Below are 13,563 nucleotides of genomic sequence, written 5' to 3'. Positions count from 1 at the left end.
TTTCCACACTGCCGACGAACGAGTTCACGAACCGTTGCCGGGGCCTGCGGCCTCGCCGGTGAGATGGGCCAGTGCCTCGGGGACGGCGTCCACGGAATCGACCAGAGTGATCTTGCCCGCCATCGGGTGGCCGGCGGCAAGGGTCCGGAGAAGCGGCCAAGCCGGCAGCGTCTCGGTCCAGTGCCGGTGGTTCACCAGCACCATGGGCGTCGGGTCGCCCTGCGGCCGGTAGTAGTTCAAGGTCGCCGCGTCGAAGACCTCCTGCACGGTCCCGGCGGCACCGGGCAGGAACACCACTCCGGCGTTCGCCCGGGCCAGCAGGCCCTCCTCGCGCAGCGCGTTGACGAAGTACTTCGCAATATGGGTTGCGAAGGCGTTCGGCGGCTCGTGTCCGTAGAACCAGGTGGGCATGGCGACCGACGGTCCGCCGCCGGGCCGGCTCCGGAGCACGTCGAAGGCGGCGCGCGCCCATTCCGTGACCGAGGGGCTGAAGTGCGGTGCTGTGGAGAGGAGTTCCAGCGCCTCGTCGAGCACGGTGTCGTCGTACGGCGCGGTGTAGGCCCCGAGGTTCGCCGCTTCCATCGCGCCGGGGCCGCCGCCGGTCGCGACGGTCAGGCCGTCGCGGCTGAGACGACGCCCGAGCCTGGCCGCGCCCGCGTAGGCGTCGGAACCACGTGCCTGTGCGTGCCCGCCGAGGATGCCCACCACGTGCGCACCGGCGAGGTGTTCGTCCAGGGCGTCCGAGACCGCGTCGTCGTGGATGCTCCGCAGCATGCCGGCGACGACATCGTCGGCCGCCTTGGTCTCCTGGAACCAGCGATAGGTAAGAGCGTCCGGGGTGGCGTCGTAACCGGCTTCGAGCAGCCCCGAGAAGAGTTCGTCCGAGGTGTACAGGGCGCGGTGATACGGGTCGAACGGCAGGCCCGGCACCGGCGGGAAGACCAGGGCGCCTCCGGCGCGCACCTTCGCGGCGGCGTCCGGTTCCATCACGCAGCCCAGGAAGACGGAATCGGTGGCGTCCGTGGCGAGCAGGGCGAACGTACGGGTCGTCAGGTCGAGGGACTGGAGGCGGTATCCGGCGAGGCTGCCGGTCGTCGCGACGCGGTCGAACTCCGCGAGCGAGCTGATCTCATGGCGGTGTTCGCGGTGTTCGCGGGGGCCGAAGGGGGTTGGGGGCTCTGCGTTCGGCTGCACATCCGCCATGTTAGGGCTGCCCGGACGTCGCACCAGGGGCCGAGCGGGCCGACTTCGGTGGTGGCGTCGAGAGCGATGGGCAGTGCGGTGTTCTCCGCCGGGCGCGGCTCGTTCTGCGGCTCGCCGCCCTCATCGGTGTCCACGCCGTGGACGCTGCGCCGGTGGTCGAGGCGCGAGCCCCGGCGGGTCGGGCCGGACGGCTCCAGCCGGAAGACCGGTTGGCTCACCGCCCTCGGGCGCGAGGCCGCGAGGCGAACGCCCCTATGCGGAAAGGGACTTCGGGGCAGCTCACCCTCGGCTCGCAGTCCTCTCGGCGGCACCCTGTCGAAACGAGCCCCACCGCGGCGCCACCCCTGCCTCGCCCTGCCGCTCCCCGGCTCAGTGCACCAGCGGCCGTGCGGCCATCTCGGCGACGGTCCAGGTCAGGGGGCCGAGGATGAGGAGCAGGGCCAGGGTGCGCAGGGCCGTGGCGCGGCGGAGGACGGCGGACGAGGCGCCGAGTCGACGGAGGGCCGCCGTGGTGCGGGCGCGGGCCGTCCGGGATTCCGATGCGGCGCTGAGGGCGCTGACGCCGACGCAGGCCAGGACGATCGCCGCGCCGATCGCGGTGAAGGGACCGAGCGGACGGGAGGGAGCGGCTCCGTACACCGCGGCGGCGGCATACGCGCCGGAGGCGACCGCGCAGAGGACACCGATCGGGCGGCCCAGCCGGCGGGCCTCCTCCTGGAGGACGCGGCCGGACAGCAGCCGCAGAGCGCCGGGCCGGCCCGCGCACAGCAGCTGTCCGGACAGATACACCAGGCCGGGGCCGGCCAGTACGAGGCCCAGGGCGGCGAGGGCCCAGCCGACCAGGAGGCCGGGCGGGCTGCCGATCAGCCGGCCGGGGAGGGGGAGCAGCCCGCCGGGGGAGTCGGCGGCGGGGCTGGTGTACGCCTCGATGGCCAGGCCGGCCGCGGTCAGGGCGATGCCCCACGGGAGGCCGGAGGGACCTTCGGTGGCGGAGGGCGGCGCGGTGTCGACGGTGCCCGGTTCGGTGCGAGGGCGGAGCGCGAAGGCGGTGGCCGCGGCGGCAGTCAGCGGGACGACCGCCAGCAGCATGAGCGCGCCGACCAGCGGCACCGGGTGGCCGGCACCGAGCAGGCCGGTGCCGCCGGGCCGGGAGCCGCCGAGCACGGCGCCGCCGCCGAGGTCGCCGCGGAGGGCGAGGAAGACGACGAGGGAGAGGAGAGCGCCGAGGACGCAGGAGAGTGCCGTGGAGGCGGTGGCGAGCAGGGTGAGGCGGAACGGGCCCAGGCCGGCGGCGGTCATACCGCGTTGAAGACGGGCGGCCGGGTCGGTACGGGCGACGGCCACCGCGAGCTGCGCGGTGGCCGCGAGCGGGGCCGCGCACCACAGGAGCCGGACCGCGGAGTCGCCGGCCGTGTCGGGGTGCGCGGCGGCGTGGCCCAGGGCGCCCAGCACGAGGAAGCCGGTGCCGGCCGCGGCGGCGACGACGAAGAGGCGGCGCAGCAGGACGAGGGGGTGAGCGCCGCGGGCTAGACGGAGAGCGAGCACGCTGCCCTGCTTTCCTTGTCGGAGGTGCCGGCGGTCTCGGGGACGGCGCCGGAGCGGCGGCCGTCGAAGAGGGCGATGGTCCGGTCGGCGAGTGCGGCGACCTGGGGTTCGTAGGTCGTCAGGACCACGGTGATGTCGTGTGAGCGGGCCGCTGCGGCCAGGGTGCGCAGCACCTGCGTGCCGTCGGCGCTGTGCAGCGGTGCGGTGGGCTCGTCGGCGAAGAGCACCCGGGGGGCGGCGGCCAGGGCGCGGGCGACGGCGACGCGTTGGCGCTGGGACTGGTCGAGCCGGGCGGGGCGGTGGCGGGCGCACATGCCGACGTCGAGGCGTTCCAGCCACTCGATGGCGGTGTGCTTGGCCGCGCGGTGGCCGGTGCCGCGCAACAGCAGCGGGAGGGCGGCGTTCTCCCAGGCGGTGAGTTCGGGGACGAGGTGGGGTTCGGTGTCGATCCAGCCGAAGCGGTCCAGACGCAGTCGTTCACGGCTGGGGGAGGAGAGGGTGTGGACGGGCGCGCTGTTGAACCAGATCTCGCCCTCGGTGGGGAGGAGTTGTCCGGAAAGGCATTTGAGGAGCGTGGTCTTGCCGCTGCCCCGGGGGCCGGTGACGGCGAGGATCTCGCCCTCGCGGACGCCGAGTGAGACCCCGGTGAGGGCGGCGGTGGCGCCGTACATGTGGTGCAGGCCGCGGGCCCAGAGAACGTCGTTGTCAGGCGGGGCCACCATCTGCACACCTCTCGCTTGTTCGCTGGTCGTTCCGCCGGCCGGGGGAACGAACACGGAGGGTATCGGTCACCAGCACGGTAAGGAATCGGGTCCCCGGTCATTTGTGGCTCGGCAGCCACAGCGGCCCAGATTCACTCGCATGGGTGGGGCGAGCGAATCCGGGCCGCTGGATGTTCAGTTGTCCGTCGGTGCACCAGGAGGTGGCGCGATGATCAGAGCTTGGTCCACGCCTCGGTGAGGACGGAGCGCAGGATCTGCTCGATCTCGTCGAAGACCGGCTGGTCGGCGATCAGCGGCGGGGCCAGCTGGATGACCGGGTCGCCGCGGTCGTCGGCCCGGCAGTAGAGGCCGTTGTCGTAGAGCGCCTTGGAGAGGAAGCCGTAGAGGACGCGCTCGGTCTCCTCCTCGTTGAAGGACTCCTTGGTGGTCTTGTCCTTGACCAGTTCGATGCCGTAGAAGAAGCCGTTGCCGCGGACGTCGCCGACGATCGGCAGGTCGTGCAGCTTCTGGAGGGTGCGCAGGAAGTTGCCCTCGTTGTCGAGGACGTGCTGGTTGAGGCCCTCGCGCTCGAAGATGTCGAAGTTCGACAGCGCCACGGCCGAGGAGACCGGGTGGCCGCCGAAGGTGTAGCCGTGCAGGAAGGTGTTGTCGCCCTTGTAGAACGGCTCGGCGAGGCGGTCGGAGATGATGCAGGCGCCGATCGGGGAGTAGCCCGAGGTCATGCCCTTGGCGCAGGTGATCATGTCCGGGACGTAGTCGAACTTGTCGCAGGCGAACATCGTGCCGAGGCGGCCGAAGGCGCAGATGACCTCGTCGGAGACGAGCAGCACGTCGTACTGGTCGCAGATCTCGCGGACCCGCTGGAAGTAGCCGGGGGGCGGCGGGAAGCAGCCGCCGGCGTTCTGCACCGGCTCCAGGAAGACCGCGGCGACGGTCTCCGGGCCCTCGAAGAGGATCTGCTGCTCGATCTGGTCGGCGGCCCAGCGGCCGAACGCCTCGGGGTCGTCGCCGTGGATCGGGGCGCGGTAGATGTTGGTGTTCGGCACCTTGTGCGCGCCGGGGACCAGCGGCTCGAAGGGGGCCTTCAGGCCCGGCAGACCGGTGATCGACAGGGCGCCCTGCGGGGTGCCGTGGTAGGCGACCGCGCGGGATATGACCTTGTGCTTCATCGGCTTGCCGGTGAGCTTGAAGTACTGCTTGGCGAGCTTCCAGGCGGTCTCGACGGCCTCACCGCCGCCGGTGGTGAAGAAGACCTTGTTGAGGTCGCCCGGGGCGTAGTGCGCCAGGCGCTCGGCCAGCTCCACGGCCTTGGGGTGCGCGTAGGACCACACCGGGAAGAAGGCCAGCTCCTGGGCCTGCTTGGAGGCGGCCTCGGCGAGCTCGGTCCGGCCGTGGCCGGCGTTGACCACGAAGAGGCCGGCGAGGCCGTCGATGTAGCGCTTGCCCTTGTCGTCGTAGATGTTGGTGCCCTCACCGCGCACGATCGTGGGCACGGGGGCGTTCTCGTACGACGACATGCGGGTGAAGTGCATCCACAGGTGGTCGTACGCCGTCTTGGAGAGGTCGGCGCTCATTGCTATCTCGTTCCCCAGGTGTAGGTCTGCTTCCGGAGCTTGAGGTACACGAAGCTCTCGGTGGATCGGACGCCGGGAAGCGTGCGGATCCGTTTGTTGATCACTTCGAGAAGGTGGTCGTCGTCCTCGCAGACGATCTCGATGATGAGATCGAAGGAACCTGCCGTCATGACGACGTACTCGACTTCTTCCATGGTCGTCAGGGCGTCGGCCACGGGATCGAGGTCACCCTCGACGTTGATGCCGACCATTGCCTGCCGTCGGAAACCGACCGTGAGGGGATCGGTGACCGCGACGATCTGCATCACGCCTTGGTCGAGCAGCTTCTGTACGCGTTGGCGTACCGCCGCCTCGGACAGGCCGACGGCCTTGCCGATCGCGGCGTACGGACGGCGCCCATCCTCCTGGAGCTGCTCGATGATCGCCAGGGAGACGGAGTCGATCGACGGAGTGCCGGTTCTGTCATGACTGTTACGAGGAGACGCCACGTCCCTCACTGTGCACGAGGTTCGACGGTATGGCAACCCTGAATCAATGAAATCAGTTGTCTCACGACGTCTATTTAACTGATTCCGTTGTTCGAAGGGTGTGGGTGTGTTGAAAACGTGGTAACCGCGGATAGTCTGGGATCACAACCACCGGACATCTGACATTGAAGGGGGCGCACAGTGACCACCGCACTGCGTCGTCTGCGCAACTACATCGACGGGGAGTTCCGGGACGCCGCCGACGGGCGGACCACGGAGGTGGTCAACCCGGCGACGGGCGAGGCGTACGCCACGGCCCCGCTCTCCGGCTCCGCGGACGTGGACGCCGCCATGGCGGCCGCCGAGGCCGCGTTCCCCGCCTGGCGCGACCTGATCCCCGCCGAGCGCCAGAAGGTCCTGCTCAAGGTCGCCGACCGCTTCGAGGAGCGCGCCGAGGAGCTGATCGCCGCCGAGTCCGAGAACTGCGGCAAGCCGATCGCCCTGGTCCGTTCCGAGGAGATCCCGCCGATGGTGGACCAGATCCGCTTCTTCGCGGGTGCCGCTCGGATGCTGGAGGGCCGCTCGGCCGGCGAGTACATGGACGGCTTCACCTCGATCATCCGCCGGGAGCCGGTGGGCGTCTGCGCCCAGGTCGCGCCGTGGAACTACCCGATGATGATGGCCGTGTGGAAGTTCGCCCCGGCGCTCGCCGCGGGCAACACCGTGGTCCTCAAGCCGTCCGACACCACCCCCGCCTCGACGGTGCTGATCGCCGACATCATCGGCAGCGTCCTGGACGAACTCGGCCACCCCCGCGGCGTGTTCAACGTCGTCTGCGGCGACCGGGAGACCGGCCGCCTGATGGTCGAGCACAAGGTCCCGGCGATGGCGTCGATCACCGGCTCGGTGCGCGCCGGCATGCAGGTGGCCGAGTCCGCTTCCAAGGACCTCAAGCGGGTCCACCTGGAGCTCGGCGGCAAGGCGCCGGTCGTGGTCTTCGAGGACACCGACATCCCCAAGGCCGTCGAGGACATCGCCACGGCCGGTTACTTCAACGCCGGCCAGGACTGCACGGCCGCCACCCGGGTGCTCGTCCAGGAGTCCATCCACGACGAGTTCGTCGCCGCGCTCGCCAAGGCCGCGGCGGAGACCAAGACCGGTGCGGTCGACGACGAGGACGTGCTCTACGGCCCGCTGAACAACGCGGGCCAGCTGGCGCAGGTCAAGGGCTTCATCGAGCGGCTGCCCGCGCACGCCAAGATCGAGGCCGGCGGCGAACAGGTCGGCGACAAGGGCTACTTCTTCGCCCCGACCGTCGTCTCGGGCCTGAAGCAGGACGACGAGATCGTCCAGCACGAGGTCTTCGGCCCGGTCATCACCGTCCAGTCCTTCGCCGACGAGAAGCAGGCGGTGGAGTGGGCCAACGGCGTCGAGTACGCCCTGGCGTCCTCGGTGTGGACCAAGGACCACGCCCGTGCGATGCGGATGTCCAAGGTCCTCGACTTCGGCTGCGTGTGGATCAACACCCACATCCCGCTGGTCGCCGAGATGCCGCACGGCGGCTTCAAGAAGTCCGGCTACGGCAAGGACCTGTCCGCCTACGGCTTCGACGACTACACCCGGATCAAGCACGTGATGACCTCGCTGGACGGCTGAACCGGCCGGCCCTGCAAGGGGATTCCCACCGTCGAGCGGCACGGAACGCTCGACACACCGTCGCGGGCGGAGGCCCGGCAGTGGACGCTCTGTCTCTTGCCGCCTCCGCCCGCGGCACGTGAGAGTGCTCGCCATGGTTGATCTTTCGCGGCGTTCGCTGCTTCGGGGCATGGGCGGAATCGGCGTGACCGGGGCGCTGGCCGCCCTGACGGGATGCGGGGTGCCGCCGGCCTACGTCAGGGCCGCCGAGCGCGAGGCCCCCGACCGCTCCGCCCGCGACCGCACCCTGGTCTTCGCCAACTGGCCGCTCTACATCGACGTCGACGACCACGACAAGCAGCGCCGCCCCACGCTGGACGCGTTCCAGAAGCGCACCGGGATCTCCGTGACGTACACCGAGGAGATCAACGACAACGACGAGTTCTTCGGGAAGATCAGTCCCGCGCTGATGAACCACCAGCCCACCGGGCGCGATCTCGTCGTCATCAGTGACTGGATGTGCGCCCGGTACGTCCGGCTGGGCTGGGTCGAGACGATGGACCGCACCGCCCAGCCGAACGTCGCCCGGTACCTCGATCCGCTGCTGCGCACCCCGCACTTCGACCCCGGTCGGATGCACTCGGTGCCCTGGCAGTCCGGCATCACCGGCATCGCCTACAACCGCAGGAAGCTCGGCCGGGAGATCAAGCACACCTCCGACCTGTGGAAGGACGACCTGCGCGGCCGGGTCACCCTGCTGTCCGGGCTCGACGAGGCGTTCGCCATGCTGCTCCAGGGCAACGGGGCCGACATCACCCGCTGGACCGCCGACGACTTCCACCGCATGATCGACCAGGTGGGCGGCCTGGTCCGCAAGGGCCACATCCGCCGGTTCACCGGCAACGACTACATCAAGGACCTGGACTCCGGCGATGTGCTCGCCGCGCAGGCGTACTCCGGCGACGTCATCCAACTCCAGGCGGACAACCCGGACATCGCGTTCGTGGTCCCCGAAGAGGGCGCCGAGCTGTGGGCGGAGAGCATGATGATCCCCAACCTCGCGGCCCACAAGCGGAACGCCGAGCGGCTGATCGACTACTACTACCAGCCGGAGGTCGCGGCCGAACTCGCCGCCTGGGTCAACTACGTCTGCCCGGTGCCGGCCGCGCGCGAGGTGCTCGCCTCGTCCAAGGACAAGGAGCGGGCGCAACTCGCGGCGGACCCGCTGATCTTCCCCGACGCGGAGCTGCGCAAGCGGCTGGCCATCGCGCGGGACATCACGCCCAAGGAGCGGACCGAGTTCGCCAAGCGGTGGAACGGGATCGTGGGGTTGTAGCCGCCGCGGGCGACGGCGGGGACTGCGGCTGCGGCGCACCACCCCCGGGCGGCGTGGTGCGCGGCATCGCCGCGGCGGCGGCCGCCACGGTCGGTGGCGCACGGTGTGGCGCGGCGGCTGGTCACGGCGTAACGGGCCGATGCGCCACGGCCGTTCCGCCGGTGCGGCCGCCGGGCGGGCGGGCGGCCGTACGCGGCGCCGGCCGGGCGGTCAGCCGCGCCACCCCGCCGCGTAGGCGTCGATCTCGGCCGACAGGCGGGCCTTGGCGGCGTCGTCCATGAACGAGGCGGTGACCGCGTTCTTGGCGAGGGCGGCGAGGCCGGTGGTGTCCAGCTCCAACAGGCGGGCGGCGATGGCGTATTCGGTGTTCAGATCGGTGCCGAACATCGGGGGGTCGTCGCTGTTGATGGTGACCAGGACGCCGGCGTCGACCATCTGCTTCAGCGGGTGCTCGGCCAGGGTGGGCACCGCCCGGGTGGCGACGTTGGACGTCGGGCAGACCTCCAACGGGATGCGGTGCTCGGCGAGATGGGCCAGCAGCGCGGGGTCCTGGACGGCGCTGGTGCCGTGGCCGATCCGCTCGGCGCGCAGCGCGGTCAGGGCGTCCCAGACGGTGCCGGGGCCGGTGGTCTCGCCGGCGTGCGGGACGGAGTGCAGCCCGATGGCCAGGGCCCGGTCGAAGTACGGCTTGAACTGGGGCCGGGGGACGCCGATCTCGGGGCCGCCGAGGCCGAACGAGACCAGGCCCTCGGGCTGCAGCGCGCAGGCGATCCGGGTGGTCTCCTCGGCGGACTCCAGCCCCGCTTCACCGGGGATGTCGAAGCACCAGCGCAGCACCACGCCCAGCTCCGACTCGGCCGCCTTCCGGGCGTCCTCGATGGCCTCGACGTAGGCGACGTCGGGGATGCCGCGGCGGGTCGAGCTGAAGGGCGTGAGGGTCAGCTCGGCGTAGCGGATCTGCTGGCGGGCCATGTCGCGGGCGATCTCGTACGTCAGCAGGCGGATGTCCTCGGCGTCGCGGATCAGGTCCACGACGGAGAGGTAGACGTCGATGAAGTGGGCGAAGTCGCGGAAGGTGAAGTAGTCGGCGAGCGCCTCGGGGTCGCGGGGCACGGCGGAGTCCGGATACCGGGCGGCCAGCTCGGCGACGATCCGCGGGGAGGCCGAGCCGACGTGGTGGACGTGCAGCTCGGCCTTGGGCAGGCCGGCGATGAAGGCGTCGAGGTCGGACAACGTTCCTCCTGGTGAGGTGCGCGGGACGGTCGGGGCGGTCCGGCCATCGTAGGACGGGGGCGGGGCGGCCCCGGGGCCGCCCGGAGGCGGGGTGCGGGGCCGGGCGGTCAGCCGGGGTCGGCGCCGGTGCCGGCCAGCTGCTGCCGGGCCGCCATGAGGGCGAAGCCCAGGAGATTCAGCCCGCGCCAGCGGGACGGGTCGGCGGCGCGGTCGTCGTCGGCGGCCAGCCCGATGCCCCATATCCGGTCCAGCGGGCTGGCCTCCACCAGGACGCGGGAGCCGGTGCCCAGCAGGAACGCGCGCAGCTGCGGGTGCCGGCCGAACTTGTGCCGGCTGCCCTCGACGACCAGGGCGAAGCGGTGCCGCCGCCAGACCTCCTCGTCGAAGCCGCGGACCGTCCGCCCGGCGTCCTTGGCCTGCTGGGGGTGCACCGCGGCGAGCGCCCGCCGCTCCGCGGCCGCGTCGTCGAACAGCCGGGCCTTGCCGGCCATCATCCAGTGCTCGGCGGTGGCGTACCGGACGCCGTCGACGGTGAAGGGGGCCGGCCACCACTGGCTGAAGCAGCTCGCGCCGATACCGCCGCCGCGGGGCGGGCGATGGCCCCAGAAATGGACGTACTCCAGGCGCCGGCCGGAGGCGGTCAGCGCGGTCAACTCCTCGACCGAGCGCGGTCCGTCCGCGGCGGGCCCGGCGGTGATTCCCGGAGCCGTCCCCGGGCCGTTGTGCATCATGCCGGGATTCTGTCAGTGGGCACTGACAACGTGTCGGGGTTTTTCGCTACGGAATTCGCAGAATTCGTCGCGTAACCAAAAGGCAACAACGGAATCACTTGTTGGTCGACTGCTGCTCTGTCAGGATCGGCCATCGATTCCGGAAAGAGCTACGCCTGGCAGTGCCGCTGAGCGGCCCCGGCGCCGGCGGAGGAGAGCACCATGGACCAGCGATTCGATGCGACCGAGCGATTCGCCGAGGGGGCGCAATTCATCGCCGGGAGCCTGCAGAACGGCACATCCGGCCGCACCCAGGACGTCGTCGACCCGGCCACCGGCGAGACCGTCCTGCGGTACGAACTCGCCGGCACCGCCGATGTGGACACCGCGGTGGCGGCCGCCGCGCGGGCCTTTCCCGGCTGGGCGCGGGCCACCCCCGGCGAGCGGTCCGACACCCTGCACCGCTTCGCGGCGGCGCTCGCCGAGGACGCCGCGGAGCTGGCCGCCGCCGAATCCCTGAACTGCGGAAAGCCGATCAAGCTCAGCACGGAGTTCGACGTGCCGGGCACCATCGACAACGCCGCGTTCTTCGCCGGCGCCGCCCGCCATCTGGAGGGCAAGGCGGCCGGCGAATACAGCGGCGACCACACCTCGGTGATCCGCCGGGAACCGATCGGCGTGGTCGGCTCCATCGCGCCCTGGAACTATCCGCTCCAGATGGCCGCCTGGAAGGTGCTGCCGGCCATCGCCGCGGGCAACACCATCGTCCTCAAGCCCGCCGAGATCACCCCGCTGACCTCACTGCTCTTCGCACGGGCCGCACAGCGCGCCGGGCTGCCCGACGGCGTGCTCAACATCGTCTCCGGCGCCGGCCGGGACGCCGGTGAGCGCCTGGTCGGCCACCCCGACGTCGCCATGACCTCCTTCACCGGTTCCACCGCCGTCGGCAAGCGGGTCGCCGAGCTCGCCACCGGGACCGTCAAGCGGATCCACCTCGAACTCGGCGGCAAGGCCCCGTTCGTGGTCTTCGACGACGCCGATCTGGAGGCCGCCGTCCACGGCGCGGTCGCCGGCGCCCTCATCAACACCGGCCAGGACTGCACCGCCGCCACCCGCGCCTACGTCCAACGGCCGCTCTACGACGCGTTCGTCAGCGGCGTGGCCGACCTGATGGCGACCGTGCGGCTGGGCGACCCGTTCGGCCCGTCCACCGACCTCGGACCGCTGATCTCGCACGCCCAGCGGGACCGGGTGGCCGCCTTCGTCGAGCGGGCCCGCGGCTACGCCACCGTCGTCACCGGCGGCGCGGCCCCCCAGGGCCAGCTGGCCAAGGGCGCGTACTACCTGCCCACGCTGATCACCGGGGCCGCGCAGGACAGCGAGGTCGTCCAGTCCGAGATCTTCGGCCCGGTGCTGGTCGTGCTGCCCTTCGACAGCGACGACGAGGGCCTGGCGCTCGCCAACGACACCCCCTACGGGCTGGCCGCCTCCGCCTGGAGCCGGGACGTCTACCGCACCGGCCGGGCCACCCGCGAGATCAACGCCGGCTGCGTCTGGGTCAACGACCACATCCCGATCCTCAGCGAGATGCCGCACGGCGGCGCCAAGGCGTCCGGCTTCGGCAAGGACATGTCGGCGTACTCCTTCGAGGAGTACACGCAGGTCAAGCACGTGATGTACGACAACACCGGGGTGGCCAGGAAGGACTGGCACCGGACGATCTTCGGGGACCGTGCCTGACCCGCGCTCCCGGGGCGCCCCGCGGCGGGGCGCCCCACCGCCCGCGGCCGGGGCCGCGCCCCACCGCCACCACCGGCCGCACGCCGGGCACTCCCCCTGGAAAGGCCATGCCCATGGAGCACCACGAGCAGCCCGCACCGCCGGCGCCCCTCTCCACGGCCGAGCTCACCGCCCTGCGCCGCAGCCTGACCGGCGGCCGGCTCGCGATGACCCGCCGCTCGCTGCTGCGCGCCGGCGGCGCCCTGGCCGCCGCGGCCGGGGGCACCGCCGCGCTGTCGGCCTGCGGGATCGCCCCGGCCGGGCGCACCGACGCCGCGCTGACCGCGGACCACTCCGCGGCGGAGCGGCGCCTGCACTTCTCCAACTGGACGCAGTACATGGACACCAGCGACGACGGCAGACGCCACCCGACGCTGGACGCCTTCCAGCGGCGCACCGGCATCACCGTCTCGTACACCGAGGACATCAACGACAACGACGAGTTCTTCGGCAAGATCCAGGGGCAGCTCACCAACGGGCAGGACACCGGCCGCGACCTGATCGTGCTCACCGACTGGATGTGCGCCCGGATGATCTCGCTCGGCTGGATCCAGCCGCTCGACGCGGACCGGCTGCCGCACGCCCGCGCCCACCTCGCCGCCCAGTTCCGCAACCCCACCTGGGACCCGGGCCGCAGGCACTCCTACGTCTGGCAGAGCATCCCCGCGCTCATCGCGTACAACGTCCGGGCCACCGGCGGCCGGACCGTCGACTCGATCGGCCAGCTCCTGGAGGACCCCCGCCTCAAGGGGCGGGTCGGCTTCCTCTCCGAGATGCGCGACACCGTCGGGCTGACCCTGCTCGACATGGGCAGACGGCCCGAGGACGTCACCGCCGACGACTTCGACGCCGCCCTCGCCCGGCTCCAGAAGGGCGTCGACACCCGGCAGATCCGCCGCTTCACCGGCAACGACTACACCACCGACCTCGTCAAGGGCGACCTCGCCGCGTGCGTCGCCTGGGCCGGCGACGTCGTCCAACTCCAGAGCGACAACCCCGACATCCGCTACGCCGTCCCCAAAGCCGGCTACATGACGTCGACCGACAACCTGATGGTGCCCAGCAAGGCCCGCCACAAGGGCAACGCGGAACGGCTCATCGACTACTTCTACGAGCCGAAGGTGGCGGCCCGGCTCGCCGCGTACGTCAACTACGCCTGCCCCGTCGACGGGGTGCGCGCCGAACTCGCCAGGATCGACCGCACGTTGGCGGCGAACCCGCTGATCCTGCCGGACGAGGAGATGACCGCCCGGTCCCACTCCTTCCGTGCGCTGACCCCTGCGGAGAACAGGGTGTTCAACCAGAAGTTCGCCGATCTCACCGGCGCCTGAGCCGGCCCCTTCGGCGCCCGGCCCGCAC

The 13,563-nt window shown here is 71.4% G+C and carries 11 protein-coding genes; 4 read left to right on the top strand and 7 right to left on the bottom strand.

Annotation, left to right across the window (positions count from 1 at the left end; translation table 11 throughout):
* Positions 1-24: 24 nt before the first annotated feature.
* The 5 genes from ACIQE0_RS17590 to ACIQE0_RS17570 form a co-directional block, all read right to left on the bottom strand.
* Positions 25-1,203, bottom strand: coding sequence for an LOG family protein (locus tag ACIQE0_RS17590; RefSeq protein ID WP_402332938.1), 1,179 nt, complete (start codon positions 1,201-1,203; stop codon positions 25-27).
* A gap of 369 nt (positions 1,204-1,572) precedes the next feature.
* Entirely contained in the window at positions 1,573-2,748 is a 1,176-nt protein-coding gene (locus ACIQE0_RS17585; RefSeq protein WP_402332935.1) for a hypothetical protein, read from the bottom strand.
* Positions 2,730-3,470, bottom strand: coding sequence for an ABC transporter ATP-binding protein (locus tag ACIQE0_RS17580; RefSeq protein WP_402332932.1), 741 nt, complete (start codon positions 3,468-3,470; stop codon positions 2,730-2,732). The genes ACIQE0_RS17585 and ACIQE0_RS17580 overlap by 19 nt, the downstream gene beginning before the upstream one ends.
* 212 nt (positions 3,471-3,682) lie before the next feature.
* Positions 3,683-5,044, bottom strand: coding sequence for an aspartate aminotransferase family protein (locus ACIQE0_RS17575; protein ID WP_366337538.1), 1,362 nt, complete (start codon positions 5,042-5,044; stop codon positions 3,683-3,685).
* Between the two features lie 2 nt (positions 5,045-5,046).
* The gene (locus ACIQE0_RS17570; RefSeq protein ID WP_384098693.1) at positions 5,047-5,541 is read right to left on the bottom strand and encodes an Lrp/AsnC family transcriptional regulator; all 495 of its coding nucleotides are present in this window, start codon (positions 5,539-5,541) and stop codon (positions 5,047-5,049) included.
* Between the two features lie 171 nt (positions 5,542-5,712).
* Here ACIQE0_RS17570 and ACIQE0_RS17565 point away from each other — a divergent pair, with 171 nt between their 5' ends.
* Both ACIQE0_RS17565 and ACIQE0_RS17560 read left to right on the top strand, forming a co-directional pair.
* The gene (locus tag ACIQE0_RS17565) at positions 5,713-7,167 is read left to right on the top strand and encodes a gamma-aminobutyraldehyde dehydrogenase (protein ID WP_402332928.1); all 1,455 of its coding nucleotides are present in this window, start codon (positions 5,713-5,715) and stop codon (positions 7,165-7,167) included.
* A gap of 133 nt (positions 7,168-7,300) precedes the next feature.
* Positions 7,301-8,482, top strand: coding sequence for a spermidine/putrescine ABC transporter substrate-binding protein (locus ACIQE0_RS17560; protein WP_366337533.1), 1,182 nt, complete (start codon positions 7,301-7,303; stop codon positions 8,480-8,482).
* Positions 8,483-8,692: 210 nt separating this feature from the next.
* On the opposite strand, the gene ACIQE0_RS17555 is transcribed toward ACIQE0_RS17560, so the two are convergent.
* Positions 8,693-9,715, bottom strand: coding sequence for an adenosine deaminase (locus ACIQE0_RS17555; RefSeq protein ID WP_366337531.1), 1,023 nt, complete (start codon positions 9,713-9,715; stop codon positions 8,693-8,695).
* A 107-nt stretch (positions 9,716-9,822) separates the two neighbouring features.
* The gene (locus ACIQE0_RS17550) at positions 9,823-10,446 is read right to left on the bottom strand and encodes an NADAR family protein (RefSeq protein WP_402332925.1); all 624 of its coding nucleotides are present in this window, start codon (positions 10,444-10,446) and stop codon (positions 9,823-9,825) included.
* Between the two features lie 201 nt (positions 10,447-10,647).
* On the opposite strand from ACIQE0_RS17550, the gene ACIQE0_RS17545 reads away from it, so the two are divergent.
* Both ACIQE0_RS17545 and ACIQE0_RS17540 read left to right on the top strand, forming a co-directional pair.
* Positions 10,648-12,165: a gamma-aminobutyraldehyde dehydrogenase gene (locus ACIQE0_RS17545; protein ID WP_402332922.1), complete on the top strand. Its 1,518-nt coding sequence runs from the start codon at positions 10,648-10,650 to the stop codon at positions 12,163-12,165.
* 113 nt (positions 12,166-12,278) lie between these two features.
* The gene (locus tag ACIQE0_RS17540; RefSeq protein WP_366337568.1) at positions 12,279-13,535 is read left to right on the top strand and encodes a spermidine/putrescine ABC transporter substrate-binding protein; all 1,257 of its coding nucleotides are present in this window, start codon (positions 12,279-12,281) and stop codon (positions 13,533-13,535) included.
* Positions 13,536-13,563 lie beyond the last annotated feature (28 nt).

It is taken from the genome of Streptomyces sp. NPDC093097 (assembly GCF_044754325.1).
Classification (GTDB): domain Bacteria; phylum Actinomycetota; class Actinomycetes; order Streptomycetales; family Streptomycetaceae; genus Streptomyces.
Note: the sequence above shows the minus strand (reverse complement) of the source record. Positions and strands in the feature narration are given on the sequence as shown.